The 26,055-nt window shown below is 47.8% G+C and carries 17 protein-coding genes and 1 tRNA gene; 16 read left to right on the top strand and 2 right to left on the bottom strand.

Features of this window, described 5'->3' with window-relative positions:
- From ACZ42E_RS06570 to ACZ42E_RS06550, 5 genes are read left to right on the top strand one after another with little or no spacing between them, the layout of a single operon-like run.
- The gene (locus ACZ42E_RS06570; protein WP_464891554.1) at nucleotides 1-759 is read left to right on the top strand and encodes a hypothetical protein; all 759 of its coding nucleotides are present in this window, start codon (nucleotides 1-3) and stop codon (nucleotides 757-759) included.
- Complete coding sequence (locus ACZ42E_RS06565; RefSeq protein WP_464891553.1) at nucleotides 729-4,859, top strand: hypothetical protein; 4,131 nt, start codon at nucleotides 729-731, stop codon at nucleotides 4,857-4,859. The genes ACZ42E_RS06570 and ACZ42E_RS06565 overlap by 31 nt, the downstream gene beginning before the upstream one ends.
- A gap of 17 nt (nucleotides 4,860-4,876) precedes the next feature.
- On the top strand, nucleotides 4,877-7,177 hold the full coding sequence (gene pglZ, locus ACZ42E_RS06560; protein WP_464891552.1) for a BREX-4 system phosphatase PglZ: 2,301 nt from the start codon (nucleotides 4,877-4,879) through the stop codon (nucleotides 7,175-7,177).
- Between the two features lie 10 nt (nucleotides 7,178-7,187).
- On the top strand, nucleotides 7,188-8,639 hold the full coding sequence (gene brxL, locus ACZ42E_RS06555) for a BREX system Lon protease-like protein BrxL (protein WP_464891551.1): 1,452 nt from the start codon (nucleotides 7,188-7,190) through the stop codon (nucleotides 8,637-8,639).
- Between the two features lie 12 nt (nucleotides 8,640-8,651).
- Complete coding sequence (locus ACZ42E_RS06550) at nucleotides 8,652-8,855, top strand: hypothetical protein (protein ID WP_464891550.1); 204 nt, start codon at nucleotides 8,652-8,654, stop codon at nucleotides 8,853-8,855.
- Nucleotides 8,856-8,970: 115 nt separating this feature from the next.
- On the opposite strand, the gene ACZ42E_RS06545 is transcribed toward ACZ42E_RS06550, so the two are convergent.
- Nucleotides 8,971-9,390: a MarR family winged helix-turn-helix transcriptional regulator gene (locus tag ACZ42E_RS06545; RefSeq protein ID WP_464891549.1), complete on the bottom strand. Its 420-nt coding sequence runs from the start codon at nucleotides 9,388-9,390 to the stop codon at nucleotides 8,971-8,973.
- 192 nt (nucleotides 9,391-9,582) lie between these two features.
- Between ACZ42E_RS06545 and ACZ42E_RS06540 the strand changes: the two genes are divergently transcribed.
- The 7 genes from ACZ42E_RS06540 (at nucleotide 9,583) to ACZ42E_RS06510 (ending at nucleotide 17,640) form a co-directional block, all read left to right on the top strand.
- On the top strand, nucleotides 9,583-11,823 hold the full coding sequence (locus ACZ42E_RS06540) for a molybdopterin-containing oxidoreductase family protein (RefSeq protein WP_464891548.1): 2,241 nt from the start codon (nucleotides 9,583-9,585) through the stop codon (nucleotides 11,821-11,823).
- A 13-nt stretch (nucleotides 11,824-11,836) separates the two neighbouring features.
- On the top strand, nucleotides 11,837-13,000 hold the full coding sequence (locus ACZ42E_RS06535) for a molybdopterin molybdotransferase MoeA (RefSeq protein WP_464891547.1): 1,164 nt from the start codon (nucleotides 11,837-11,839) through the stop codon (nucleotides 12,998-13,000).
- A 142-nt stretch (nucleotides 13,001-13,142) separates the two neighbouring features.
- A complete protein-coding gene (locus ACZ42E_RS06530) occupies nucleotides 13,143-14,522 on the top strand; it encodes a sodium-dependent transporter (protein ID WP_464891546.1) in 1,380 nt (459 codons plus the stop codon).
- Nucleotides 14,523-14,656: 134 nt separating this feature from the next.
- On the top strand, nucleotides 14,657-15,637 hold the full coding sequence (locus tag ACZ42E_RS06525) for an MBL fold metallo-hydrolase (protein WP_464891545.1): 981 nt from the start codon (nucleotides 14,657-14,659) through the stop codon (nucleotides 15,635-15,637).
- Nucleotides 15,638-15,761: 124 nt separating this feature from the next.
- Nucleotides 15,762-16,046, top strand: coding sequence for a hypothetical protein (locus tag ACZ42E_RS06520; RefSeq protein ID WP_464891544.1), 285 nt, complete (start codon nucleotides 15,762-15,764; stop codon nucleotides 16,044-16,046).
- A 213-nt stretch (nucleotides 16,047-16,259) separates the two neighbouring features.
- On the top strand, nucleotides 16,260-16,685 hold the full coding sequence (locus tag ACZ42E_RS06515) for a hypothetical protein (RefSeq protein WP_464891543.1): 426 nt from the start codon (nucleotides 16,260-16,262) through the stop codon (nucleotides 16,683-16,685).
- 310 nt (nucleotides 16,686-16,995) lie between these two features.
- Nucleotides 16,996-17,640 (top strand): thermonuclease family protein, encoded by a 645-nt coding sequence (locus tag ACZ42E_RS06510; protein WP_464891542.1) that lies wholly within the window; start codon nucleotides 16,996-16,998, stop codon nucleotides 17,638-17,640.
- Nucleotides 17,641-17,643: 3 nt separating this feature from the next.
- Here ACZ42E_RS06510 and ACZ42E_RS06505 read toward each other — a convergent pair whose 3' ends face one another.
- On the bottom strand, nucleotides 17,644-17,862 hold the full coding sequence (locus ACZ42E_RS06505; protein ID WP_464891541.1) for a hypothetical protein: 219 nt from the start codon (nucleotides 17,860-17,862) through the stop codon (nucleotides 17,644-17,646).
- A gap of 107 nt (nucleotides 17,863-17,969) precedes the next feature.
- Between ACZ42E_RS06505 and ACZ42E_RS06500 the strand changes: the two genes are divergently transcribed.
- The 4 genes from ACZ42E_RS06500 (at nucleotide 17,970) to ACZ42E_RS06485 (ending at nucleotide 26,001) form a co-directional block, all read left to right on the top strand.
- Nucleotides 17,970-20,825 (top strand): PD-(D/E)XK nuclease family protein, encoded by a 2,856-nt coding sequence (locus tag ACZ42E_RS06500; protein WP_464891540.1) that lies wholly within the window; start codon nucleotides 17,970-17,972, stop codon nucleotides 20,823-20,825.
- Nucleotides 20,826-20,838: 13 nt separating this feature from the next.
- A complete protein-coding gene (locus ACZ42E_RS06495; RefSeq protein WP_464891539.1) occupies nucleotides 20,839-24,195 on the top strand; it encodes a UvrD-helicase domain-containing protein in 3,357 nt (1,118 codons plus the stop codon).
- On the top strand, nucleotides 24,192-25,574 hold the full coding sequence (locus ACZ42E_RS06490) for a DNA recombination protein RmuC (protein ID WP_464891538.1): 1,383 nt from the start codon (nucleotides 24,192-24,194) through the stop codon (nucleotides 25,572-25,574). The genes ACZ42E_RS06495 and ACZ42E_RS06490 overlap by 4 nt, the downstream gene beginning before the upstream one ends.
- A 352-nt stretch (nucleotides 25,575-25,926) precedes the next feature.
- Nucleotides 25,927-26,001 (top strand) — tRNA-Val (locus ACZ42E_RS06485).
- Nucleotides 26,002-26,055: the final 54 nt, after the last annotated feature.

Here is a 26,055-nt window from a genome sequence, read left to right as displayed (position 1 = left end):
ATGAAATGGGATGATTTTAAAGGATGGAAAAAACACCAGGGTTTTGGTTTGCGGCAGGAGTGGGTGGCCGGCTTTTTAAGGCATTACCCGGACTGGCAGGATAAGGTCCCTTTAGGCATCCGGCAGGTGGAGTCCCTGCAGGTTTGGGCAGTGACGGGAGGGCTGGAGGAAAGGAAAGGGGTTATTTCCCCGCTGGGAGAGCTTTTTATGAAGGAAGGGGCGCATAACCTTTTTCTCTGGCAGCTGTTCTGGGTGAAGACGGTGTTCAGCTTCCCTACTGCCCGCTGGTATGTGCACCAGGGCACGGGAAGGTTTGATTACGCAGCGCTTAAGGAAAAGATGAAAAAAGAAGTACCGCGCTTGCGCGAGCGGACTGTCTATGATGCGCTGGTAGAGCTTACAGGATTATTCAGGCATACCCCCATAGGAGCGGATTTGGGGCAGGGGGAAATAAAGAGGGAGGAAGGTGCAGACAGCAGGTACTGTATCGAACGCAGAGGGATAGTGCCTGATGAGAAGGCCCTGCTTGCTGCTATGGCACACCTTTTCGCAGAGGAGCGGAGGCTTTCTTTAAATATAGAGGAAGACCTGACCTGGCCCTGGACAGTTTTTGGCTGTGACAGGGAAGCGGCTTTGGCAAAGATTTTTTGTTCTTCCTGGGAGCTTTTAGGCTTTGACAGCAGTACTAACACAGTACTATGGCAGGGAAAAGAGGGGGAGCTTGAAAAATGGCGGACTTTAAGTATATTGACTATTTAATGGTAAAAGAAGATTTTATTCCGGTTTTCACTGAGGATGTCGACCGGGGCAACCGCAGCAGCTGGAAATCTTTTATCCCACATGAGCAGATGAGGGAACTTCTGGAAAAACTGATTTCAGCCCTGGACCGGGAAAAAAAGGATGACATAAAGTCATTCTGGCTTAACGGCGCTTATGGAACGGGGAAAACTTTTGCCTCTTTTGTGGTCAAGCATATCCTGGAAGATGATTTAGAGGAAGTAGAAGAATATTTCAACCAGTACAGCAGCATAAAGCACCTCTGGCCGCGGTTTGCCAACCTGCGCAGGCAAAAAGGGCGTTATGTGGTGGTTTACCGTTCAGGAAGCGGGCATATAGGAAGCGACCGCAGGCTGATCATTGAAATGCAGTACTCTATAATCAAAAGGATGCAGGAGCTGGAGTATGACACTTTTGTGCCCGGCATAATAGAACAGATAGTGGACAAGCTCTATGAAAACCCGGTTATCAGCTGGGAAGGGATTTTTGACAAGTACCGGGACCGCTTCCGGATGTTTGCCAGTGCTGAAGAGCTGCTGAAGGCCCTGCAGAAAAAGGATATAGAAGCGGGTGAGATTGTGGCGGGGATTATGGAAGAGGAAGGCATAGCCCTGCTCGATTCCCCGGAGGAGATGAAAAGATGGCTCAAGGAAGTTATCGACAAAAATAAGCTGGCGGGAATAATTTTTATATGGGATGAATTCAGCGAATTTTTCAGCCGCAACCGGAATTTGACTACCCTGCAGGAACTGGCGCAGGCTACTTATGCTATGCCTTTTTACCTTTTCCTTATAACCCACCGGGCTTTAAGCCATTTTATACCCGGGGATGATGAAGGGGCTCTGCGCAAACTGCAGGACAGGTTCCACAACCAGAGGCTGGAAATGAAGGAGGTAACTGCTTATACCCTGCTGGGAAACGCTATTTTTGCAAGGCCTGAAAAAGAAAAAGTTTGGCAGGCCAAACTGGGCACTATCTGGGATAAAAGGGTGGAAAGGCTGTATGCCCACCTTAATCTGGTAGCCAAAGACAATGTCAATATTAATGAACTGAAAAAACTGGTTCCCATCCATCCTTATGCCGCTTACCTTTTGTCACATATTTCCGGGCTGTATAATTCCAGCCAGCGGACCCTGTTTAGCTTTTTGAAAAGTGAAGAAAAGGGCGGCTTCCAGTGGTTTATAAAAGAAGACATCAAAGAAGGCTTTTACTGGCTTACTGCTGATTACCTGTGGGATTATTTTTTTGAAGCCCAGTTTGACAATATGGAGATGAGCGAGGCTTTAACTTATGTAGTATCTTATTATGAAGGGGTAAAGGAAAGGGTAAAAAACGAGGAAGAGAGAAAAGTCCTCAAGGTTATCCTGCTGCTTATTGCTTTGAGCCGGCAGCAGGGACCCGCTGCGAACAGCATGCAGAAGCCGGAATTTTCGACCTTGAAAATAGCTTTTGCCGGTACGCTGCTGGGGGATGAGCATAATTTAGAGAAGGCAATAGAAAAGCTGGAAAAAGAGAGGATAATCTTAGTTTCCAGCTATGAGGGCAAAAAGGAATTCCTCCTGCCGGGAAGCCGCATTGACGAGGAAATACTGAAGGAAAGCCGCCAGTATGTAGATGGGAATGTGGAGTTTGAAAAGCTGCTGAAGGATGGTGACGGACTGGCGGTAGAGGCGCTCAAAAGCTTATTCCCGCTGGAGGGGGCTCTGCAGAAGCGTTTGAGGCTGGGGATGCTTTCAGCCGATGAGTTGAGAAAAAAGAGCGTTCAGGCTTTGAATATAGGCACTAAACCTTATGAAGTGGCAGTTTACCTGGTAGTGGGGAAAAAGGAAGATGATTTGTACCTGCTTGATGAGCTGCCGGATAAGGTGAAAGAACACAGCCAGAGCATAATAATGGTAAGCCAGAATCCCCTGGGGGAAAGGCGTTTTGTTGATTTAAAGGAACATATGGTATACAAACGTGCCTATGAAAGGATGGGCGAAAATGCCCAGGCCCAGTATCACAGCAAGAAAATAGAAGAGATTATAGATAGGTGGAAGGAAGAAATAAGAAACGGACACCTGGCAGTTTTTTATGGCGGCAAAAAATATGCGTGCAATGGCGCAAACAGCGCTATAGAAAAGGTCAGGGACATAATCCAGGCGGAGATTTTTTACTATGGGCCTGAAAATATACCTGCTGCCAATACGATGTACAGCCGGGGCGGGAGCAGGCCAGCTGCGGAAATAGGTTTGGGCATAAAGGAGGCCAGGCAAAATCCGGAAAAAGAAGTTGTAAACACGCTGGAGAGAGCAGGCCTCTGGTCTGAAAAGAATCTGTCCTCCCTTAATATTAACCATCCGCTGGTAGAGATGCAGAAAGAGCTGGATAAGTTTTTTGTGCAGAATAACGGGAGGATTAGACTGCTGGAACTGTGGGAGAGACTTAAGGAGCCTCCTTTTGGTCTGATGGAGTCCCAGATGGGCATGCTTATTTTTGCCAGGCTTATGCGCAAATATATTGAAGGCTTTTATCTGTTTGAAGGGGCTAATTCGGTGCCTTTGAATCCGGACAAGATGGCTTCGATTTTGCCTGAGATTATTAAAGAGACCAGGAATGCTGAGAATTATTTTATATGCCGGGTTTCTAAAGAAGGGGAAGATTTTTGCCAGCTGGCGAGAATCATGTTTAACCTGCCTGACTATAAGGCATTATACCCGGAAGTGGCGCGCAAGAATATGCGGGAAATCGTTAAAAAGCTGGGCTATCCGGTATGGAGCGTTTATTATGCAGTGAAAGGGCACCAGAGCGAGGGCTTTAAGGAAGCTTTATCATGCCTGCACCAGGTGTTGTGTTATGACCAGGAAGAATTAAGAGATGAAGAAATGCGGCATTTTAAAGAAAAGGTTGAACCTTATATGAAAGGAATCAGCTCCTACCTGCAGGAAGAACACATGCGCAAGGGTATGGAGGAGTTTTATCTGCAGAGCGAGCCCGGGCTTTGTGATTATAAGGAGAGCCGCTATATGGGGTATGTACACCAGCGCTTGAAAAAGATGCTGGAAGAAGATGTTTATCTGTGGCGTGAAGAAAGGGTAAAAAGCAAACTGCCGGAAGTTGTAAGTGAAATAAAGCTTATAGAGCTGACAAAAATGCTTACCGGGCAGGAGTTAACAGATATAAATGGGGTAGCTGACGCGCTGCAGAAGTCGTTTAGGAGAAAACTCCCCTGGTTTAGCTATAAGAGGATAACCAATGATGGACTTGTAAAAGAGGCTCTTGACCTGCTGGAAGAAGCATTGAAGGACAGCCAGCAGGCAGCCAGGAAAGCGAATGCGGAAAGGTTTAAAAATAAGGCTTACGAGATTAAAAGGCTGCTTGAGGACAATGAGGCGCTTGTTCTGGAACTGGCCCAGCAGTACACAAGCCAGGAGATAAGCCCTGAAGACGCGAAGGAGATTTACAGACTGCTGCCTGACCTGTTCACAGCGACAGAAGAAAGGGTGAAGCAGGAGTTAGAAAAGGCCCTTGACAGTTTATCGCGGAGAAAAGCTGTTAAAATCCTGGAGGAAACCTGGGAAGGCTTGACTGGCACTTTGTCCCCCGAGGAATGGAGCAGAAACAGGCAGATCCCTATCCACTGGGTATTGGGTGATAGTGATTTCTTGGATTTTTACGATAAGTATGCTGTAAGGCAGAACTTGCCCGAGGAAGAACTGCAGGGCATGGTGGGGTTCCTTAAAAGCAGGGAAGAAAGCCTGCAGGTTTTGCAGGACAGGGACAGCCTACTGGATAGATTTGCCGAAGCGGCGGCGGGAGAATACAAGGATTTATTGGTCGGAAACCGGGAGCTGATTGAAGAACTTCATAAATATTTGGCAGCCAGGATGGGGAATAATGTAAGTCAGTGGATTATACAGCATGCTCAGATTAACAAGCTGGTAAGGGAGTGGATAAATGAAAACTACCGGCGTGTTTTCCAGCCCCGGGTGGAAGAGGTTATCAACAGGCTTTCCCAGGAAGAGCTGAAGCGGTTTATAAAGGAAAAGGCAGTAGAAGATTCCCTGCTGGGCATGCGGATTTTGCTGGCTTTTAATCGATGAGAGGGTTGATGGGTTTTATGAGAGGCATGGTTGAATTTGAAAAAATAGAAGAATTGATAGGGTACCTGCAGGAAGAGAAAGGGAAAAAGCGGCGCTATGCGGCTTGTTTTATACTGGTTGAGGATATTGAGGTTTGGACGGATTTAATAGAACGGCTGAAATTTACAGCAGATAAAACGGTGGCTTTGTCTTCCTGCTGCAGCAGCGGGGATATATTCCCTAAAATGGGAGAAGTTTATGATTTGCTTTCTAATACAGGCAGTGGGGAGACAGTTTTGCTCCTGCCGGTTTCTGAATGGCTGCGACTGGATTTTGAAAGGGGAAAAGATTTTCTGGTTCGTATAGCCGAACTGCCGGCAAGTGGGGGCAGAAGGGTTTATATCCCGCTTTTTAGAGGGCGGGAGATGCTGGAAAATATTTTTTCAATTTTGGTAAGGTATAGAATAAAATTTATTGATGATTATGAATTTTATTATGCAGGAAAAAAGGCGGCATCAGTATGCCAGCTGGAAATTTTGCCGTTCAAGCTGGATAGAGATGGCACTGAAGTGGTAGAGGGAATAAAAGACTATCTATCTCTGTGGGAAAATGGGGCTAGGGATTATGTCTGCCTTTCTACCAGCTGGGCTCCTTCCCTGACCGATGTTTTTTCTGTCCATCATTTTGAGGTTGTCGTTTATAAGTCAGCCTATTATTGGCTTAAAAGTACTGACAACAGCTTTGCATTTGAAAGGGAATGGGGAAGCAAGGAAGATTGGAAATGGCTGGCTGGCATGGTTGCCCGGAATGGAGACCTGGAAAAGGTTTTTAGAGGTGTTTTTAATATCGCTTCTTATGACCGTGATATCCTGTTTATCAACTGGCATACTTATGATAGGCATAAAAAGTGGCTGGCCTGGCTCTGGTGCCAGCGGGAAGAAAAGGAAGGCAGCTATCTTTATGAAGTTTTAAAAGAGCAGGGAAGGCTGGAAGATTTGGAAAAAAACGCGGTTTTGAAGATTTTTTCGCTGCCAGCGGTAACCCCTGAGCTGTGCTGCCAGCGCAAGGTTCTGCTTGTTAGGCTGGGAGTAAAGGCCATGCCGGATTATTTCTGGCAGGAATATGAATCCCTGGATGACCCCTTGGGAAAACTGTGTGCGCTCACGGATATCTCCGAAAGAGAGAGGGAAAATATCGTTTGGTGCGCAGCCAGGCTTTTAGAAGAGGGTGAGGAAAGCTGGCAGGCATATCTGCAGGTGATTTATCCTGATTTGTGGAATTATTTGTATGGCCTGACGCTGGAAGACCGTTTTGCCGATGCCTATTTTAAGGCGTATAACCGCTGCCGGGTAAAAGACAAATGTGATGATGAGCTCCTCAATTTGCTTGCTGCCTGGAATGAGGAAAAGCTTTGGGCTTATCCGGTGCGGAGGGATGTGCTGGAAAAAGAGAGAACTGATGCCAGCTGCGTAATATGGATTGACGCTATGGGTGTGGAATGGGCAGGATTATTTTTGCATGAACTGCAGGAGGAAGGGCTGGCTGTTGATGTTAAGGTTTGCCGTTCAGCACTGCCTACCATAACTGAATATAATCGGGAATGGCGGGAAAATGATGAAATGGTGGCCAATGAGCTGGATAGAATAGCCCATGACCCGAATTACTGCTATCCTGCTTATTTCTTGAAAGCTTTAAGTTTCATAAAATATGTGGTGGAAAAAGTGAGGGAGAATATAGCTGTTTATAAAAGGGTAATAGTTACCTCTGACCACGGCCTCAGCCGGTTTGCCCTGAAGAATGGGCAGAAGATAGAAGGCGAAGGATTGGCCAGGGTTGAACGCGGCGGTAGATATGCGGTGCTGGAAAAAGGTGATGTGCCGCAGTATGTGCAAGCAGACTTGAACCCTAATTTTTGCGTTAAAGAGGATAAAATTATAATTATGGATTATAGCCGTTTTAAAGGCAGCGGCATGACAGGAGGGGAGGTTCACGGCGGGGCTGCCCCTGAAGAGTGCCTGGTACCGCTAGTCATTGTAGAGCGCAGGGGAGAAGAAGAGATTTACATAAAATTAATCAGCAAGATAGTGGAATTCAACCTGCATCGGGAAGGGACGCTGGAGATAGAGGTAAATAAGGATATGCCTGGCCTTAAATTAAAGATTGGCAGCAGATATTTCGAAGGACAGCAGCAGGGCGGCAGGAGATGGGCCTTTATTTTAAAAGGCCTGGAAGAAAAGGATTACGAGGCTGATTTGTGGGCAGGCAGCCGCAGGATAGGTTCTGTTGCCTTTGCGGTAAAACACCGCAGAGGGATTGAGCAGGATGATTTAGGATTGTAGGTGGTGTTTTATGAGCAGGGCGGAGATTTCCGAAAAGACGAAAGAATTTTTCCCTCAGATGGTGATTTATAAAAATCCCCAGCAAAACAGTTTTTTTGCTTCCCGCAGCATCCCCTCTTTCCTGCGCGACTGGATTATAATGCGCTATGCGGATGAAGAGGGAAAGATAGATTTGGAGCAAGTGACTGCTTTTATAAATAAAAACCTGCCTTCCCCTAATGATTGGGAAAAAATTAAAAATGACATGATAAACAACAGCGAAAGGGTGCGTTTTCTGGCCAAGATAAGGGCAGAAATTGACGTTAAAACGGGAGAAGGGCTATTTTCCCTGCCGGGCTTAGGCTTTCCAGCGCGCAAATATGAAGCTATTATCCACAGCAATGTGCTTCGGAAATACCATGAGGAACTGCTGGGGGAAAATGAGACCTGGGGAGTAATCGAGTGCGAATACAACCGCTACGCGATAAAGGGAAAAGAAGCGGCAGTTGTGCTGGTGGATTTTAAGCCATTTAGGCCGTATAAAGTTGACCTTGACTACTACCGGGAAGCCAGAAAGCAGTTTTCACTTGATGAATGGCTGGATGTGCTGCTGCAGGCTATTGATTTTAACCCTGATGGCTTTCTTAGCAAAAAACAAAAGCTTACCATGTTGAGCAGGCTCCTGCCTTTTGTGGAAAGGAGGGTTAACCTTATTGAGCTTGCTCCCAAAGGGACAGGAAAATCCTATGTTATGTCACAGATTTCCAAGTATGGGTGGCTGGTAAGCGGGGGAAGCATTTCCAGGGCCAAGCTGTTTTATGATATTTCCCGCAAATCTCCTGGCCTGGTCAGCAGATATGATTTTATAGTGCTGGATGAAGTGCAGACCATAAGTTTCCCGGATGAAAATGAGATTGCAGGGGCCTTAAAGGGATACCTGGAAGCTGGGGAATGCCGGGTAGGCAGCGAAAGGGTAACAGGGAGTGCCGGGTTTGTGCTTATGGGCAATATCATGGATGAGCTCATGAATGAAAATAAGTATATGTTTTCTGAACTGCCGTCTGTTTTTAAAGAGGGGGCTTTGCTTGACCGCTTTCACGGCTTTATAAAAGGCTGGGATATCCCCCGCATGCGGGAAAATATGAAGGCGGAAGGATGGGCATTGAATGTTGAGTATTTTTCTGAAATTATGCATGCTTTAAGGAATGAACTGGTTTATCCTGCTCTGGTTGACGAGCTTTTGGAAGTGCCTCCTTCTGCTGACCATCGGGATACTACCGCTATTAAGCGGATTTGTTCCGGTTTTTTGAAGCTTTTGTTCCCTCATGTCACGAAAGTGGAGGAAATTGATAAGGAAGAATTTGCTGAATACTGCCTGCAGCCTGCCATGCAGATGAGATTGATTATAAAGAAGCAGCTGCACCTGCTTGAACCGGAAGAGTATCATGATGCGGTGCCGGAAATAAAGGTAGCAGGAAGGTGAGGAGGCGAAAAGTTGCCTAGAAAAAAGATAGTTTGCCAAAACTGCGGCCTGCAGGTAGATAAGGATACTCTGGCTTTACATAAGAAGCTTTTTACTGAAAGGGTAGACAGGTTTTTTTGCCTTGCCTGTCTGGCGGATTACCTGGAATGTACGGAGGAGAGCCTGCAGGAAATGATAGATAATTTGAAAAAGAGGGGCTGTGAATATTTCAGGTAGCAAATATTTGTAATGTATTCCTGCTTTAAATATGTTTAAAGTAAGGAAAAGGCCAGCTGTCTGTTAACCGAATGCGGGCTGTCAACACATTTATTGTTGACAGCCTTTATAATGCCTATAGTTCTTTTTCTAAAGCGGCCAGGGCTTTTTCAAATCCCCCCGGATTAGTTTCCCTGGCAATTATATTTTTGATTTTCTGGTTATATTCGCCTACTACTGGTGATACTTCCTTAACTACCGCTCTTCCTTTATCAGTAAGGCTTATCTTGAGGCTCCTCCTGTCCTGGGGGTCTTCTTCCCTTGTTACCAGCCCCTCTTTTACCAGCCGGTCAACAATTCCAGTCACTACCGGGCTTTCAAGCTGAAGGGCAGCTGCCATATCTTTCAGATTGCTGCTTTCCAGGTTTATAAGGTAAAAGAGAACCCAGGCCTGGCTGATGGTTATTCCGTAAGCTTCCAGGATTTTATTGTAATAGCGGGTCATTTTACGGGAAATGGCACCCAAGCGAAAACAGAAAAAATTTGTGAAATCCATGTTTTCACCCCTTTTTCGGTTATGGCTGCCTTTCAGGCACCGATTTTAATTATTATAATAATATTTCAATATTGTAATATTATCATATTATGTGTTATCATAATACCATAATTTACCCTGGAATAGAGCGGAAAAATATCGGGCGCGATATTTTAAGGCAGGTTGATTATGTCCGGGAGGGGGATAATTATTATGGAAGATTGGCGCAAAACATCCTGTGTCCTTTGTCCGCAGAACTGCGGCCTGGAAGTAAAGGTGGAAAACAACCGGATTGTAAAGGTGAGGGGAGATAGGGAAAATCCCCGCAGCAGGGGGTATATATGCAATAAGGGGCTAAATATAGCCTATCACCAGCATACCAGCCAGCGGCTCAAGTACCCGTTAAAGAGGGTAGGGGATGATTTTATAAGGATTTCCTGGGAACAGGCAATAAAAGAGATTGCGGATAAGATAAGGGAAATTGCAGGGAAATATGGGCCCCGCGCGATTGCCTATGTGGGTGGGGGTTCCAGTGCCTGCCATTTTGAGGCTGCTTTTGGCCTCCGGTTTTTAAGAAGCCTTGGTTCGCAGAATTTTTACGGCCCGCTGGGACAGGAGCTTACCGGTTCTTTCTGGGTACAGGGCAGGGCTTTTGGCAAACAGTACCTGGCTACCCTGCCTGACCATGAAAATGCCGACATGCTTCTGGCTGTGGGATGGAACGGCATGAAAAGCCATCAGAAGCCCCGGGCCCCCATTGTTTTGAAAGAGTTTGCCAAAAATCCGGATAAGGTTCTGGCGGTCATTGACCCCAGAAAGTCGGAAACAGCGGCTATTGCTGACATACACCTGCCGGTAAGGCCGGGAACCGACGCGCTTCTTATCAAGGCGATGATTGCGATTATACTGGCCGAAAACTGGCATAACAGGGAGTATATTGAAAAATATGTGCATGGATTTGATAACATATTAAGCATGTTTGAAAACTTTGATGCGAAAAAAGCGGTGAAGGTGTGCGAACTTGACTATAGCCAGGTGAGGGAAGTTGCCTACCTTTTTGCTACCCGCAGGTCATGTTTTCACCGGGATCTGGGAGTTCTCATGAATCGGCACAGCACAGCCACTTCCTATCTTCTGGAGATAATCCTGCCTGCCATATGTGGAAGGCTTTGTGTCCCGGGAGGCAATGTCATACCAGGCTATCTTGTTCCTTTAGGTTCCCATACTGATGAAAGGGATCCCAGGTACTGGCGGACAGTGGAGACGAATATGCCGCTTATTATGGGAACCTTCCCTCCCAATGTGCTGCCGGAAGAGATATTAAGCGGCAGGGAAGAAAGGATAAGAGGGGTTATAGTTACCCAGTCCAACCCCCTGCGCTCTTATGCTGACACCACGGCTTATGAGAAAGCTTTTAAGCAGCTTGAGCTGCTGGTTACCATGGAAATCAACCTGACCGAAACAGCCAGGCTTTCCCATTATGTGCTGCCTTCCCGTTCGGGGTATGAATCTTATGACAGCACTTTCTTCCCCTGGACCTATCCGGAAATTTACTTTGCCATGCGGCATCCGGTAGTAGAGCCGGAAGGAGAACCCCTGGAAATAAGCCAGATTTTTGTAAAACTGGCGGAGGAAATGGGGTTTATCCCTCCTATTCCCGATTATCTCAAGGAGGCAGCAAGGAAGGGAAGAAAAGAATTTGCCATGAATCTTATGAAATATCTTAAGGAAAATCCTAAGGCGGCTTCCCTTATGCCTTTTGTGCTGGCCAAGACCCTGGGAGAAGTTTGGGGTTCAGCCAATCTGGCTGCCCTCTGGGGAATTTTGCAGGGAACAGGGGAAGAATTCAGGAAAGCAGCAGCCAGGGCAGGGTTTGCAGAGGGGCCCTGGCAGGGGGATGAGATATTTGAAGCGATAATGAACCATCCGGAAGGGCTGTTTATAGGCAAGCTGGATCCAGAAGACAATTTTTCCATGGTTAAGACTGAAGACAGGAAGATAAATATATTTATACCGGAACTGGAAGAGTGGGTAAAAAGCATCACTCCCGAAGCGGAAGAAGAGGCTCTAAAGCCGGATCCCCGTTTTCCTTTTATTCTGAATGCCGGAAGGCACACTTCGGTTAATGCCAATACCCTTATGCGCAATCCGGAGTGGCTGAAAGGAAAGAGAGCCTGTACCCTGGCCATGCATCCGGAAGATGCTGAAGCTCTTGGCTTAAAAGATGGGCAGATGGTAAAGGTGATAACCGAAGCCGGGGAAGAGGTAATTGAGCTGGAAGTAACTGATGAAGTAAGAAAAGGGCAGGTAATAATCCCCCACGGCTTTGGGCTGGAATATGAAGGCAAGGTATATGGCATTAACGTAAACCGGCTTACCAAAAATACCCACCGCGACCCCTGGGCAGGCACCCCGCTTCACCGCTATGTCCCCTGCCGGGTAGAGCCGGTTTAGGAAGGCGAAGATTATGTTTAACATAAGCCTGCCAGAAGCGCAGCAGCTGATATGCATAAATGCCAGGCCGAGAGAGCCGGAAAAAGTTTCGCTTTACAGGGCGTTTGGGCGCACAGCTTTTGAGGATGTGTATGCGGGAAAAGACCTGCCGTCAGCCAAACAGGCAGCGCAGGACGGGTTTGCGGTAGCCGAAATCAGGGGGGAAGGAAAGGGGTATAAAATCGCTTCTGCTGATAATCCGGCTTGGCTGGAAAATGATGAAGCTTTGCCGGTAGAAACCGGGCAAAAGCTGCCGGATAACAGCATAGCCGTAATTCCCCGGGAAGATGTACAAATCGAGGCCGGCTTTATAAAGGTAAAAAGAGAAGCCAAAACAGGCAATTTTATAAAAATGCCCGGAGAAGATTTTAAAAAGGGCGAAAGGCTAATTGCCAAAGGGGATATCTTAAGTCCCGGGCGCATAAGCCTTCTGGCCGCTTATGGCTATAGTGAGGTAAATGTTTACAGAAAGGCGAAAGTGGCTTTAATGACCCTTAATCCGCATATCAACACTCCCCCTCATAATATAACCGACAGCAACAGCTATCTTCTGGCAGCACTGGTAGAAAGAGAAGGGGGAGAAGTCCTGGCTGTTGAACATGCCGGGGCTAAATCCCAGGCGGAACTGGAGATTCTGCTGGAAAGGCTTAAAAGGGAAGCGGATATAGTTATAGCCACCGGATCCACCTTTGGGGGAAAAAACCGGGATTTGGCCCTTTTTATCAAAAAAATGGGTGGGAAAATACTCTTCAGCGGGGTAAGGATGCAGCCGGGAGGACACAACGGGGCGGTGCTTTTTGACGGCCTTTTGTTTCTTTCCCTTTCCGGCAACCCGGCTGCCTGCGCGGTAGGCTTTCACCTTCTGGCGGCCCCTTTTTTGCGGCTTTATCAGGGCAGGTCCCCGGAGCTTTCAAGGATAAAAGCCTTGTCTGACAGTGATTTTTCCCTTTCCGCTAAAGGAAGCTGGAGGTTTTTGCGGGGGTATTTTTACCTGGCAGATGGACCAAAGGTAAAAATCTTGCCCGGGCAAAAACCGGGCATGATAAGATCGCTCCTGGAATACAACTGCCTGGTAGAAGTAAGGCCGGAAATCAGAGAGATAAACAAGGGGGAACAGCTGGATGTTATCTTGATTTAAAGAGGGGGCGGTTTTTTGGCCTCAGACGAAATTTCCAGAATTTTTTCTCTCCTATCTATTGCCAAACGGGTAGAAAAAAATTACAATTTTCTTGTATTATTGACATGCTCTGATTTTTATTTTGGCAGGATGGAGGGAAAAAATGGAGGAAAAAGGCAATAATATGCAGGTAAGGGCCCGGGAAACCTTTACCTCCGGACTGGGGGCTATTGCGGCAACCCTGGGTTCGGCCATCGGTTTGGGGAATATATGGAAATTTCCAGCTCTGACCGGAGAAAATGGAGGAGCTGCTTTTTTATTTATCTATCTTCTTTGTGTAGCTTTTATAGGCCTGCCGGTAATGCTGGCGGAATTTATCATCGGGCGCAGGACGCACAGCAACGCGATAGGGGCCTTTAAAAAGCTGGAAGGGGAAAAGCCCTGGTATGTAGTGGGCTGGATGGGGGTTCTGGCCAGCATCCTTATTTTGTCTTTCTATACTACAGTGGCAGGCTGGGTACTGGCTTATGTTTTTAAAGCGGTGGGGGGGAGTTTATCGGGAATCGACGCAGCGGGGGCAAAGCAGGTTTTTGACCAGGTGGTAGGGCATCCGGTATATCCCCTTCTCTGGCAGCTGACAGTTTTTCTTGTCATAAGCCTTATCATAATGGCGGGGGTGCAGAAAGGGATAGAACGCATTACCAAAACCCTTCTGCCAGTACTTTTTGTGCTTCTGGTGATATGCGACATAAGGGCACTGACTCTGCCGGGAGCCAGAGAAGGCCTTAATTTTCTCTTTAATCCCAACTTTGCGGAAATTACGGCCCTGACAGTGCTTATTGCCATGGGGCTTGCCTTTTTTAAGCTTTCTATCGGGATGGGGACTATGCTTACCTACGGAAGCTACATGCGGGATGATGATAACCTGATAGCCACGGGGGGAAGGGTGGTAATAGCTGATACGGTTGTTTCCATCATGGCGGGTATGGCTGTTTTCCCGGCGGTGTTTGCTTTCGGGTTTGAGCCGGCAAGCGGGCCCCCCCTCCTGTTTTTGACCATACCTATGGTATTTAATTCGATGCCTTTGGGACAGGTATTTTTAAGCCTTTTCTTTATACTGGCTTTTATTGCGACTATAGGGGCCATGATTTCCATGCTGGAAGTGCCGGTTGCTTTCCTGCATGAAGAAAAAGGCTTAAGGAGGAATACGGCAGTAATAGTTACGGCAGCTGTCATAGCTTCCATAGGGAGTTTGGCCACTTTGTCCGGCAGTGTGCTTTCCCATATACTTATATGGGGCAAGAACTTTTTTGACCTGTTTGACTTTGCCAGCTCCAATATCTTGATGCCTCTGGGCGGCCTTGTAATCGCTGTTTATGTAGGCTGGGCCATGGGGAAAAGCCGTGTTGCCGAGGAACTGTCCAACCGGGGCAGCCTAAGGCAGGATAAAATAGTAAAAGCCTTTTACTTCGTTATCCGCTATATAACACCCATAGCCATCACCATAATTTTGCTCAACGGGCTGGGGATAATAGGATTTTAGCCTGAAAACTGAAACAGGGGACGGTTCTCTGTTTCACTTTAGTGAAACAGAGAACCGTCCCCTGTTTCACCCTGTTTCACCTCACCTTTTTGTGATATATTTTAATAAAAAGAATTTATGGGGGCAAATAGTTTATGGTTGAAAAAATAAGGGATAATTTATACAGGATAAGTATTCCTCTGCCTTCTACTCCGCTCAAGGCGCTGAATTCGTATGTAATAAAGGGAAAGGAACGAAACCTCATAATAGATACCGGCTTTAACCGGGAGGAATGTTTTGCTGCCATGCAGGGCGGGCTTGAAGAGCTTTCGATAGACCTTGAAAGGACTGATCTTTTTGTAACCCACATGCATGCTGACCATTCCGGGCTTATATCCCGTCTGGCCACCCCTTCTTCCCGCATATACTGCAGCCATAAGGATGGAGAAATAATAAATGCTTCCCGGCGGGGGGAAAACTGGCAGGGAGTGCTGGCCCAGGTAATAAGGTACGGGTTTAAAACAGATGAAGATATAACCGATTATCTGCCGGGCAAAAGGTACCGGACTTCCGGCCAGGTTGATTTCACATATGTCAGGGAAGGGGACCGGATTGAGATAGGGGATTACTGTTTTACCTGTATTGAAACCCCGGGACATACCCCGGGCCATGTCTGCCTTTATGATGAAAACCATAAAATCCTGATTTCCGGAGACCATATTTTGCCTAAAATAACTCCCAATATATCCAGGTGGTTCAATACCGAAAACCCGCTTGCTGATTATATAGAAAGCCTTGGCAAGGTGGAAGGGCTTGATGTAAACCTGGTTTTGCCGGCTCACCGCAGCGCTTTTGCTGACCTTAAGGGGAGGATAAGGGAGCTTCGGGAGCATCATAGGCGAAGGTGTGAAGAAGTTTTAGCCTTGCTGAAGGAAGATGAGCCTGTAGACGCGTTTACGCTGGCTTCCCGTATGGAATGGGATATTACCCTTTCCTGGGAAAACTTCCCGGTTCCCCAGAAGTGGTTTGCCCTGGGTGAAGCGGTATCTCACCTTAAATATCTGCAGGCCAGGGGGCTGGTGGAAGAGATAGAGGGAGAAATAGTAAAATACAGGAAAGTCAAAATTGAGTCGTAAATTGTTATTTTTTAGCTAAATATGCGAAAATGGTATATGAAAAAAAGGATTTTCATTTCTTGTGCCGAAATCCTGAATATGGTAAATACTAATATGAATAACAAACAGACTGGGGGGATGGGAGTTGAAACTTTTGAGAATTGAGAATTTCCGGCTTACTGACCGGAATAAGGCAGCAGGAGACGCTTACTTCGAATGTGATGGAAAAGAATACCGAGCTGAGCTCATCTTCTACCTGCAGGGATATCAGTGCTTGAGCATTCGGGTAGGCAGACATGACCCCTCACTTAATACCAGAGATATTGAGAATTATGTGGACCAGCACAGCCGTGAGCTCAGGCAGCAGGTGCAGCCTGATGTGGAGCGGGTAAAAAAAGAAAGGGAAAGAATTTTAAACCAGTTGCAATAAAAACCGGAAAGTGGTATAGTATAAACTCATAATGGGATAAATTTATTTTGCATTATTTTCATTGTTATTTTAACTTTTGTTCTCATATAATCAAAGTATAGGGAGTACAATTTAACAGGGCTAATGGCTACAGTTTCATATATTTTTTACCATTTGTGTGCCAGCAGCGGATGCAGCCTTAACCTGTAGCTAATAGATGCGGAGGTGAATTTTATGAAAAAAAAATGGGGAAAAGGAGACCCGGTTAATTTATCCGACCTTTTAAAAATTACACCGGTAGCCAATGAGATCATGCAGCTGAGCAAGGAACTGGAGATGACTCCAGGCGATGTCATGTGGATAGTGAACCAGATAATAGATAATGTTCAGGAAATAGATGATCTGGCAGAATCAGAAAATATCCAGCTGGGAGATATCGAAGATTTCCTGGAAGAATACTGGGATGACGACCTGGATGAAGATGATGATGATGACGAAGTGGCCGGGGAAAATGCCCCCAAAACAGCTTATACCATAAATGTAAAGGTAAGCAGCGATGGCCGCTTCCCGGAAATAGGCTTCAGGGCCGGGGTAAATGACAAGGAGGATATCGGCTACTTTTTTGATATGGTAATGGAGATGCTGGATAAGCTGGACTAGAAAAGGATAAAAGGCGGTTTTGGCAGGTTCTGTCTGCCAGAACCGTTTTTTTATGGCAGCATATGTAAAGAATGGCAACCATATTGTGGGAAAGATGCCGGATGGTATAAAATAGGCTTTAAAGGCGCTGTTTAGCAGGCTAATAAGTGATGCCTGCACCAGGCAGCCTGGTGGGGAGGATTTTTTATATTTTTTAAAAGGCAGGAAAGCGGCTCAGAAAGGAGATTTAAAAAAGGCAGCTTGAATGGGGGCAAAAGCATTAAAAAATAAAGCAGGTTTTGCCTGCTTTTTTACCTGGAGGCTGGCTGATATGCGGAAAAAAAGATTGGGGATGTTTGTTTTTTTGTTTGTTTTTTTCCTGCTCCTTGTTTCCGGATGCGGGAAGGAGGACAACACCTACCGGGTTTTGCGGGTAGTGGATGGGGATACTATTGTCATTGACTACCAGGGACAGGAAGAAAAGGTGCGCTTCATAGGGGTTGATACCCCGGAAACCAAACATCCGGAAAAAGGGGTGGAATTTTACGGAAAGGAAGCTTATGCCTTTACCAGAAAGCTTCTGGAAGGGGAAAAGGTGAGCCTTCGTTTTGATGTGCAAAAAAGGGACAAATATGGGCGCATTCTGGCCTATGTATACAAAGGCGACATTTTTGTAAATGAACTGCTGGTAAAAGAAGGCTATGCCAGGGTGCTTACAGTCCCTCCCAATATAAAATATGCCGAACATTTTCTTGGCCTGGAAAGAAAAGCCAGGGAAGAGGGAAGAGGGCTGTGGGGCAGGGAAGCTGAAGAGGTGAAGGAAGCCGTCTACATAGGGAATAAGAACAGCAAGAAGTTTCACCGGATGGACTGCGAAGGGGCAGCCAGGATGAAGGAAGAAAACAAGGTAAGCTTTAAGAGCAGGGAAGAAGCGCTGAGAAACGGCTATAGCCCCTGCAGCCTCTGCAATCCCTGAGAATCAGCGGTTTTTGACGGCTGTTTTTTCCGCTTTCCACCTTTTATATATGTCATAGGCTTCATAAAGGGGTGAATAGGCTAAAAGGGCGGTAGCAAGCTCCACTACCCCCATAATCCCGCATACCGCGGCCAGGCTGCCGGTTACCATGCCGGTGCCGGAAGTGAAGAAAAAACAGAAGGAAAATATATAGCGGGCAATAACACCATCTTTGCTGAGCATAATAAAAACCCCAAAAAAATTTTTTTTATTTTGTCCTTGAACTGACAGATATATGTCATTTGTAAACTGTAAAATAAAAGAAAAAATCAAAAGGGGAGCTTTATTTTATGCAGGAAGCGGTGAAAAAGGTAAGGGAGTACATAAAAAAGGGCAGGTGGCATGACTACCTGGTCGTTCTTCCCACTTCTGAGCTGAGGGACTATTTTATAAAAGAGCTTCTGGCTGAGGAAATTGAAGGGATGTTTTATCCCAACATTTATACCTTTGACTCTTTCGTGGATGAAATCCTGCACCGGGAAAATATTTTTCCCCGCACAGCCAGCAGCATAGGGCGTCATGAACTTATGCGCAGGGCAGCTCCCGGATACAGCTACGGCATTGTGGAAAACTTCCTTTCCGCCGCGGCAGAACTGAAAAAAGCCGGCATCCTTCCGGAATTTTTGCGGGAAATATCGGAAAAAGAAGAGTTTTCTTCCCTCAGGGACCTTGCGGAAAAATACAGGGCCTATCTGGAAGTGCTTGCAGAGTCAGGCTGGGAAGAAGCTGAAGACAAATATGTGCGGGCCAGGGAGCTGATAGCCGGGAACAAGGCAAGGATGCTCAAAAATATCGATTATTTTTATGCCGACCGGTTTTTTGACCTTACCCCCCTGCAGGAGGATATATTGAAGGAAACAGCCAGGAGGGCCAAGGAAAGCGAAGTTTATATCCTGCCAGCCGGGGAAGCTGACCTCAAAAAATTCAGGGAGCAGGAAAGATGGCTGCCGCCTGAAGGGAATCATGTTGCCCGCTATATATTTACCGGCCGCAAAGCGGAAGATGTTTACCCACACCTGGAGATACTGGCAGCAGCCGGACGGGAAGGGGAGGCAAGGGGAGCGGTAAGGATTGTAAAAGAACACCTGGACAGGGGGAAAAGGCTTGAAGATATAGCTGTAGTCTGCCGCTATCCGGAAAAATATGCCCCTTTTCTGAGCCGGGTTTGCGATAGGGCTGGCCTTCCTCTGGCTCTGGATGTAAAGCGGCCTTTATCTGCCAGTTTGCTCATGAAAAACCTTGTAAGCCTTTTAAAGCTGCGCATGCAGATGGAAAAAGGCTTTCCCTTTTCAGAGCTTTTGGATTTGCCTTTTATATTCCCCGCTTCGCTTGCATCCAGGCTGGATGGGCAGATGGAGTTAAGGTACCCGTTTGCTGAGATAAAAGACATGCTGAATGAAAACGGTGATGAAGAACTGCGGTATATGCTGGATGTTCTGGAAAAGCTGAGCCTCATTCCCCGGGAAGGCACCTGCCGGGAAATGGGGGAGGCGGTTAAAGCCTGGCTTGATGAGCTTTCTTTGACCGAAAATATCCTTTCCCTGCCGGAAGGGCCTGGCTTAAGGGAACGCTTTTCCCTGGCTGGCCGGGACCTCAGGGCTCTGGAAAAGCTGGGCGAAATCCTGGAACAGATGGCAGAAGCAGATGCCCTGCGGGATAAAAAGGTGAGCCTGCCTGAGTTTATTTACCGTCTGGAGCTTTACCTTAAAAACACCTCCTATGTCTATGCACCCGGACAGCCGGGAGGGCTTAAGGTTTTGCCCCCCGGGGACATGAGGGGGCTGAGCTTTCCGGTAGTTATCATACTGGGGCTGGATGAGGGTACCTTCCCCATAAAGCCGGAAAACAGCTGGGTTATAAGGGATAAAGAAAGAAGCCTTTTAAAGGGAAAATACGGGATTTATCTGGCTTCTTCCCGGGATATATACCGGCGGGAGAAAATCCTGTTTTACCTGGCTTTAGGGGCAGCCCGGGAGAAAGTTTACCTCATGTACCCTTCCTGTGATGAAGAAGGGGAGGAGCTTTTGCCGTCTTCTTTCATAAATGCGGTAGTGGAGGCGGTGCCAGAACCGCTTTTGCCCCGCGAAAGCAAACCGTGGCTGAGCTATGAGGAGCAGCTTTCCCTGCTGGCTTCTTGTTATCCGGAGGAAGCCGCTTCCTGTCTTGAAGAAGGGGGAATGCCTGAAAGCCTTGTAGCCTCTGTAAGGCAGGGAAAGCCTTTTAGAGCCCAGGACAGTTTCATGTCTGGAGAGGCGCTGTCGTATCTGGCAGCCAGATACCGGGACAGGACATGGAGCGTGAGCCAGCTTGACAGCTATATAAAATGCCCCCTGCAGTATTTTTTTGGCTATGAGCTTGATCTTAAGACCAGGGAAGAGGAGAGGGATGACCTTTCCCCCCTTGCCTCAGGTATCCTGCAGCATGAGATATTGTGTTCCTTCTTCACCTGGTGGAAGGATGAGGGTTTTCCCCTGCTGGGGGAAGAAGAGGTGAAAAAGAGGCTTGATGAGGAGCTGCGGGACAAAAAGCCCCCGGAAAAGGTACATAAATCAGTTTGGGAAATCAGAAAGGAAGAGATTTCTGAACGGCTTGCCCGTCTGGTTGTGGAAGAGATGAAAAGGGGGCAGTTCAGGCCGGAACATATGGAACGGGAGTTTCTGGCCAGGCTGCGGGAGGAAAGCGGAGAGGCCATGAAAATATCCGTCAAGGTTGACCGGATAGACAGGCTGGAAGAAGAGGGCGAAAGTGTCTACGCGGTTTATGATTACAAAAATTCGGAAAACAGCATCCCGGGAAGGCAGGCAGCCCTCAATCTGGCTTCCCTGCAGCTTCCTCTGTATGTCATGGCAGTGCAGGAAGCGCTTAAGGGGGAAGTTGCTGGAGCTGGCTACATAAACCTGAAAAAGGCGGAAACCGGGACTGTTCTGCCGAAGGAAGGCTGGAAGGTCAAGCTTCTGGGCAAAGGGAGCCATGCCAGGGAAGTGCCTGCTGAAGAGTGGCAGGATTGGCTAAAGCGTGCCAGAAACAGGGCGCTGGAGATAAGGGAGGACATAGCCGGAAAAGGGTTTTTCCCACCCCTTCCCCATCCAGCCTGGCCAAATACCTGCCAGTACTGTGCCTTTGCCTCTATCTGTTTTTACCGCTAAAGGAGGGGACAGGATGGACCTGGAATTTAATGAAGAACAGCAGTATATCCTTGACAATATGCATATTCCCCTGCAGGTTTCCGCAGGGGCTGGCTCCGGCAAGACCAGGGTGCTGGTGGAAAGGTACTACCGGCTTATCAGGCAGGGGGTAAGGATGGGGAATATACTGGCGGTTACCTTTACCCGCAGGGCGGCTGGAGAGATGGTAGACCGGATAAGAAAGAGGATAGCGGAGGACAAAAGCCTGAAATATGAGGCCAGAAGCTATCTGGAAGAAGAACTGGCTTTTGCTTTTATCGGCACCATCCACAGCATATGCGCGAGGCTTCTGCGGGAAAACCCGCTGAAAGCCGGCATTGACCCTTATTTTCAGCTGCTGGATGAAGTGGAAGCCTACAAGCTTAAAATGGAGGCTATCCGCAGCATAGTCTATGAACACCTGGAAAAAGACGGGCCTTACCTTAGGGAATATATAAAGATTTTCGGCCTGAAAGCGCTTTTTTCTGACCTCTATGATTTTTTGCAGATAACAGCCAGCCGGGGCCTTAAAATAGAGGAACTGGTTAAGAAAACCGGAAATGCCTGCCTGGAAGTGCAAAACCGGATTTCAGAGCTTCTTAAAGAGCTGGAAGCGAGCGTCTGTGAGCTGGAAGGGGTTAGCCTGACGCTCAATAAAGGGGCCAACCGGGAAAAAATCGAGAGGCTGCTTGCGGATTTTCCGGCTTACCTTCCCTGGCTGGAAAGCCTGAGGGAAAATCCTTCCTATAATCCTGAAACCTATAAAATACTGGAAAAAATGGAGGGATATGAGCTTAAGGCCCAGGGAGGCGCAGGGGAAAGTATAAGAAAATTTAAGGACATCCTTACCAGCCTTAAGGCTGCGGTGGGGGAACTAAAATATTTCTCCCTGCTTGAAGAGGCTTTTCTTCCGCTGGCTGTTGAAATAAGAGAGCGGATAGAAGAGGAGAAAAAAAGGCTTAACCTTCTTGATTTTGATGACCTGGAAGCCAGGACCCTGGCCATGCTTCAGGATAATCCTGATTTACTGGAGAAATACCAGCAGCAGTTCCAGTACATAATGGTGGACGAATTCCAGGACACCAACTACCGGCAGGTGGAAATATTCAGGCTTTTGAGCCGTGATTTTAAAGGGAATATATTTACGGTAGGGGACCCCAAGCAGTCTATCTACCGCTTTCGGGGGGCCAAAGTGGAGCTTTTCGGGGAAACCGGAAAAAAGATAGAAAAAGCCGGGGAAATAGTGGGGCTCAACCGCAACTACCGCACCCTGTCCCCCATAATCGAATTCATAAACCATTTTTTTGGGAAGGTAATGTCCGGCGAAGCGATACCTTTTGAGCCCCTGGTGCCGGAGCGCATCAGCGATTCAGCCCCGAAAAGCACTGCCTATCTGGTAGGCGGCTATGATGAACAGAAGATGAAAAGGCAGGAAGTGCAGGCCTATCTTGCGGCGGCGGTTATTCAGGAAATGGCTTTCAATGAAAAATTCCTTATCCCTGATGAAAAGGCGGGAAAAGGAAGAGTCATAACCTATGGCGATATAGCCCTGCTCTTCCGGACTACAGCCAATATGCACATATTCAGCCGCATTTTTAAGGACTACGGCATCCCCTGCTATGTAATAGGAAGCCGGGACTTTTTTACGGCCGAAGAAGTGGCGGCCATGCTGGAACTCTTGAAAGCGGTGCAGGATAGTGGGGATGAAATCGCTCTGGCGGGGGCGCTGCGCTCTTTTTTCTTCCAGGTGGAAAACGAGACCCTGTGGCTTTTGAAAAAAGAAGGGGATAACCTGCGGGAAAGCCTTAAAAAAGCGGAAGGGCTTTTGGTAAGCGAGAGGGAAAAAGAAAAGGTAAGATGGGCGGAAAATATCATCTCCAGGGCAGAAGGCCTGAAAAACCGGCTTGCCCCTTCGGAGCTCATAAGGTTTTTGTGGGAAGAAACCCGGGGGGCCTTTATACCCCTTGCCTATTCGGAACCGGAGCAGAAGGCGGCCAACATAAGCAAGCTGGCCGGGATAGCCTTCAGCCTGGAAGAAAAGGGCATAAACAGCCTCAGGGATTTCCTGGCCTATATAGATGAGGCGCGAAACCGGGAGATTAAGGAAAAGCAGGCCAGCATCGACAAAGAGGCGGAGAACCGGGTAAAGCTCATGACCATTCACCAGTCTAAAGGCCTTGAATTTCCGGTAGTCATCGTCCCCGAGCTGGAAAGGGAGTTTAATGAGGAAGACATCCGTCGGAACATACTGGTGCGGGATAAGGACGGGGTCTTTATGAGAATGGGCTCCGGGGAAAGCAGCCGGGAGGAAAGAAAAGCCAGCAGGCGGGGGCGGGCGGAACAGGATGAAAGGCGAGAGAATATTTCCGAATACAAAAGGCTGCTTTATGTAGCCCTGACCCGCTCCCGGGACCTGCTTATCCTGACCGGACTGGCCGGTTTTGATGAAAGCGGGAATCTGAAGATAAAGCCTGCAGACAGCGAACCGCGCAGCTGGCTTGATTTGCTGCTCATGGCCTACGGGATTCCCGGGACCTGTACGCTTGCAAACCCCTTCTGCCGTTTTGTGGTGGGCAGCATGATTGACATACCGGAAAAGAAGCAGGCGCTTCCTGTTTCATTTATCCCGGATAGCCTGCCGCATAAGGAGAAAAACCCCTTTAGGGATAAGGAAAAAATCAGTTTAACCCTCAGGCGGGTTTCCCCCACTTTCCTTGCGGAATACAGCCACTGCCCGTTGAGTGCCTATATGACTTACGGGGAAAAAGTGAATATTGCAAGCCTCAAGCGGGAAAAAGAAGGGCTTTCCTCAGCCGGCCTCGGGCGCATCGTGCATTATCTGGCCGAAAAATCTGACAGCCGGCAGAAAGCCGAACAGATACTCAAAAACTACCGGGATATCTCCGATACGGAAAAAGAAGAGGCCCTGGGGCTTTTTGAGGTTTACCTGGCCAGCAGGAAGATGGCGGATATAAGGGAAAACAGCCATTACTGCCGGGAGGTTCCCTTTATACTGAAGATTGGCGAATCCCTGTACCTCAACGGCATTATAGACGGGCTGGGCATAAGGGATGATGAAGTGTATATCGTGGATTTAAAGACCGGCCAGAAGCGGGAGGAATATGGGCTGCAGCTTGCTGCCTACAGGAGGGCAGCGGAGAAAATCCTGCCGGGAAGGAAAATAAATACCCTTATATTTTACCTAAAGAGCGGGGAAATAGAAGAAACCGGAGGCACCCTGCCTGCGGAACTTAAGCCGGAACATGGCTTTTACACGGCAAAAAGCGGGAAATGCGCGGGCTGTGTTTTAAAATGCCTGTGTTTCCCGGAGGAAGGGAGGATGAAAAGGTGACCTTTGAAGCGGCAAGCCTTTTTCCTGTCCTGGCAGGCGCAGCGGCTGGCTTTCTTGCCGGCTGCCTGTACCTCAAAGGGAGGCTGGGGCAGGAAAGGGAAAGGGGAAGGAGATGGGAAGAGCAGGTTTTAAGCCTTAAATCGGAGCTGAGCCTGCGGGATGGCGAAATCAGGAGCCTCAGGGAAGAAAATACCTTGTTGAAAACGGAGAACGCAGGGCTCAAGGTCAGGCTGGAAGAAGAAAGCCGCGGCTTTGGTGAGAAAATGAAGCTCCTGGAAGAGGCGCAGGCCAGGCTTTCCGATGCCTTCAAGGCTTTGTCCGCGGAAGCCTTGAAGAGCAACAACCTGTCTTTCCTGGAGCTGGCAAGGAGTGTCCTCGAAAAATACCAGGAAGGGGCCAGAGCTGACCTGGAGATGAGGCAGAACAGCATAAGGGAGCTGGTATCCCCACTTAAAGAAGCTCTGGACAAGGTGGATGAAAAGATAAGCCTGCTGGAAAAGGAAAGAAGCGGTGCCTATGCCGGCCTTATGGAACAGGTGAAGATGATGGCCGAAACCCAGGCCAGGCTGCAGGAAGAGACCTCCAGCCTGGTAAATGCCCTGAGGAGACCGCAGGTAAGGGGAAGATGGGGAGAGATTCAGCTGAAAAGGGTGGTTGAACTGGCAGGGATGCTGGAATACTGCGATTTTGCCGAACAGGAAGCCCTGGATTCGGAAAAGGGAAGGTTAAGGCCTGATATGCTCATCCTGCTTCCCAACGGGCGCAAAGTGGTGGTAGACTGCAAGACCCCACTGGAAGCTTACCTGGAAGCCGTGGAAGCTGGTACGGAAGAGGAAAGGGCCAGTAAACTGCAGCTTCATGCTAGGCACATAAAAAACCACATAAACCAGCTGAGCAGCAAGGAGTATTATGCGGAAATCGCGGAAAGCCCGGAATTTGTAGTCCTCTTTATCCCCGGGGAAGCCTTTTTCAGTGCTGCTCTGCAGGCTGACCCCGGTTTGATTGAGTACGGGGCGCAGAGGCAGGTTATCCTGGCTACCCCCACCACCCTGATTGCCCTCCTGAGGGCAGTTGCCTACGGCTGGCGGCAGGAAAGGATAGCCAGAAATGCCCAGGAAATAAGCAGGCTGGGAAAAGAGCTTTATGAAAGGCTCTATACCATGACCGGCCATATGAAAAAACTGGGCAGGGCCCTTGATGACGCAGTAGCATCCTTCAACGGCATGATAGGCTCTTTTGAAAGCCGGGTGCTGGTTTCAGCGCGCAGGTTTAAAGAGCTGGGGGCAGCTGGCGAAAATAGCGCGGAAATTCCTGTGCTGCAGCCTATTGAAAAAAACGCGCGGGAATTATATAATAATAATCATAACTTGTTAGACTAACTTATGGAGCCGGGGCTTTAACAGGTTATAAGTTCATTTCTTACCTCCAGTTAATGTTAAATTTACATCCATGACATACAATGGGGTTAGAGTGAATATAATGAAGTCATGGGAGGAGGGATGAAGAATGGACTACAGGCTCATTGATGAAATCTTGAGGGAAATCGGCCTTGAGCATATCGATGAGGATGAAACCGAAGACAGCGAGTAAAAAGGCAGCCATTGAGGGGAAAAAACCCTGGTGGCTGTTTTAATGTGAAAAGTTTCTCCTTGTGCCCCCCTTCGTCTTACCCCTCTTGATTTTACCCCCTGAAGCGTATATAATGATAAGCGAAAACATTATAGCAAGCATGGGTCGTTAACTCAGCGGGAGAGTGCTTCCTTGACGCGGAAGAAGTCACAGGTTCGAATCCTGTACGACCCACCATAAAAAGAGTGAGAGAGCGGGGTTTCCTGGAAAACTCCGCTTTTTGTTTTTCTT

The organism is Thermosyntropha tengcongensis, from assembly GCF_055381335.1.
The sequence above is the reverse complement of the archived record's forward strand: the minus strand, read 5'-3'. Positions and strand labels throughout refer to the sequence as shown.

What these genes read in the sequence shown, in the direction of transcription:
- ACZ42E_RS06540 (WP_464891548.1), top strand. Translation starts at nt 9,583, where the DNA reads ATGGAAGATTGGCGCAAAACATCCTGTGTCCTTTGTCCGCAGAACTGC.
- brxL (WP_464891551.1), top strand. Translation starts at nt 7,188, where the DNA reads ATGAGCAGGGCGGAGATTTCCGAAAAGACGAAAGAATTTTTCCCTCAG.
- ACZ42E_RS06530 (WP_464891546.1), top strand. Translation starts at nt 13,143, where the DNA reads ATGGAGGAAAAAGGCAATAATATGCAGGTAAGGGCCCGGGAAACCTTT.
- ACZ42E_RS06535 (WP_464891547.1), top strand. Translation starts at nt 11,837, where the DNA reads ATGTTTAACATAAGCCTGCCAGAAGCGCAGCAGCTGATATGCATAAAT.
- ACZ42E_RS06495 (WP_464891539.1), top strand. Translation starts at nt 20,839, where the DNA reads ATGGACCTGGAATTTAATGAAGAACAGCAGTATATCCTTGACAATATG.
- ACZ42E_RS06500 (WP_464891540.1), top strand. Translation starts at nt 17,970, where the DNA reads ATGCAGGAAGCGGTGAAAAAGGTAAGGGAGTACATAAAAAAGGGCAGG.
- ACZ42E_RS06505 (WP_464891541.1), bottom strand. Translation starts at nt 17,862, where the DNA reads ATGCTCAGCAAAGATGGTGTTATTGCCCGCTATATATTTTCCTTCTGT.
- ACZ42E_RS06565 (WP_464891553.1), top strand. Translation starts at nt 729, where the DNA reads ATGGCGGACTTTAAGTATATTGACTATTTAATGGTAAAAGAAGATTTT.
- ACZ42E_RS06525 (WP_464891545.1), top strand. Translation starts at nt 14,657, where the DNA reads ATGGTTGAAAAAATAAGGGATAATTTATACAGGATAAGTATTCCTCTG.
- ACZ42E_RS06515 (WP_464891543.1), top strand. Translation starts at nt 16,260, where the DNA reads ATGAAAAAAAAATGGGGAAAAGGAGACCCGGTTAATTTATCCGACCTT.
- ACZ42E_RS06510 (WP_464891542.1), top strand. Translation starts at nt 16,996, where the DNA reads ATGCGGAAAAAAAGATTGGGGATGTTTGTTTTTTTGTTTGTTTTTTTC.
- ACZ42E_RS06570 (WP_464891554.1), top strand. Translation starts at nt 1, where the DNA reads ATGAAATGGGATGATTTTAAAGGATGGAAAAAACACCAGGGTTTTGGT.
- pglZ (WP_464891552.1), top strand. Translation starts at nt 4,877, where the DNA reads ATGAGAGGCATGGTTGAATTTGAAAAAATAGAAGAATTGATAGGGTAC.
- ACZ42E_RS06545 (WP_464891549.1), bottom strand. Translation starts at nt 9,390, where the DNA reads ATGGATTTCACAAATTTTTTCTGTTTTCGCTTGGGTGCCATTTCCCGT.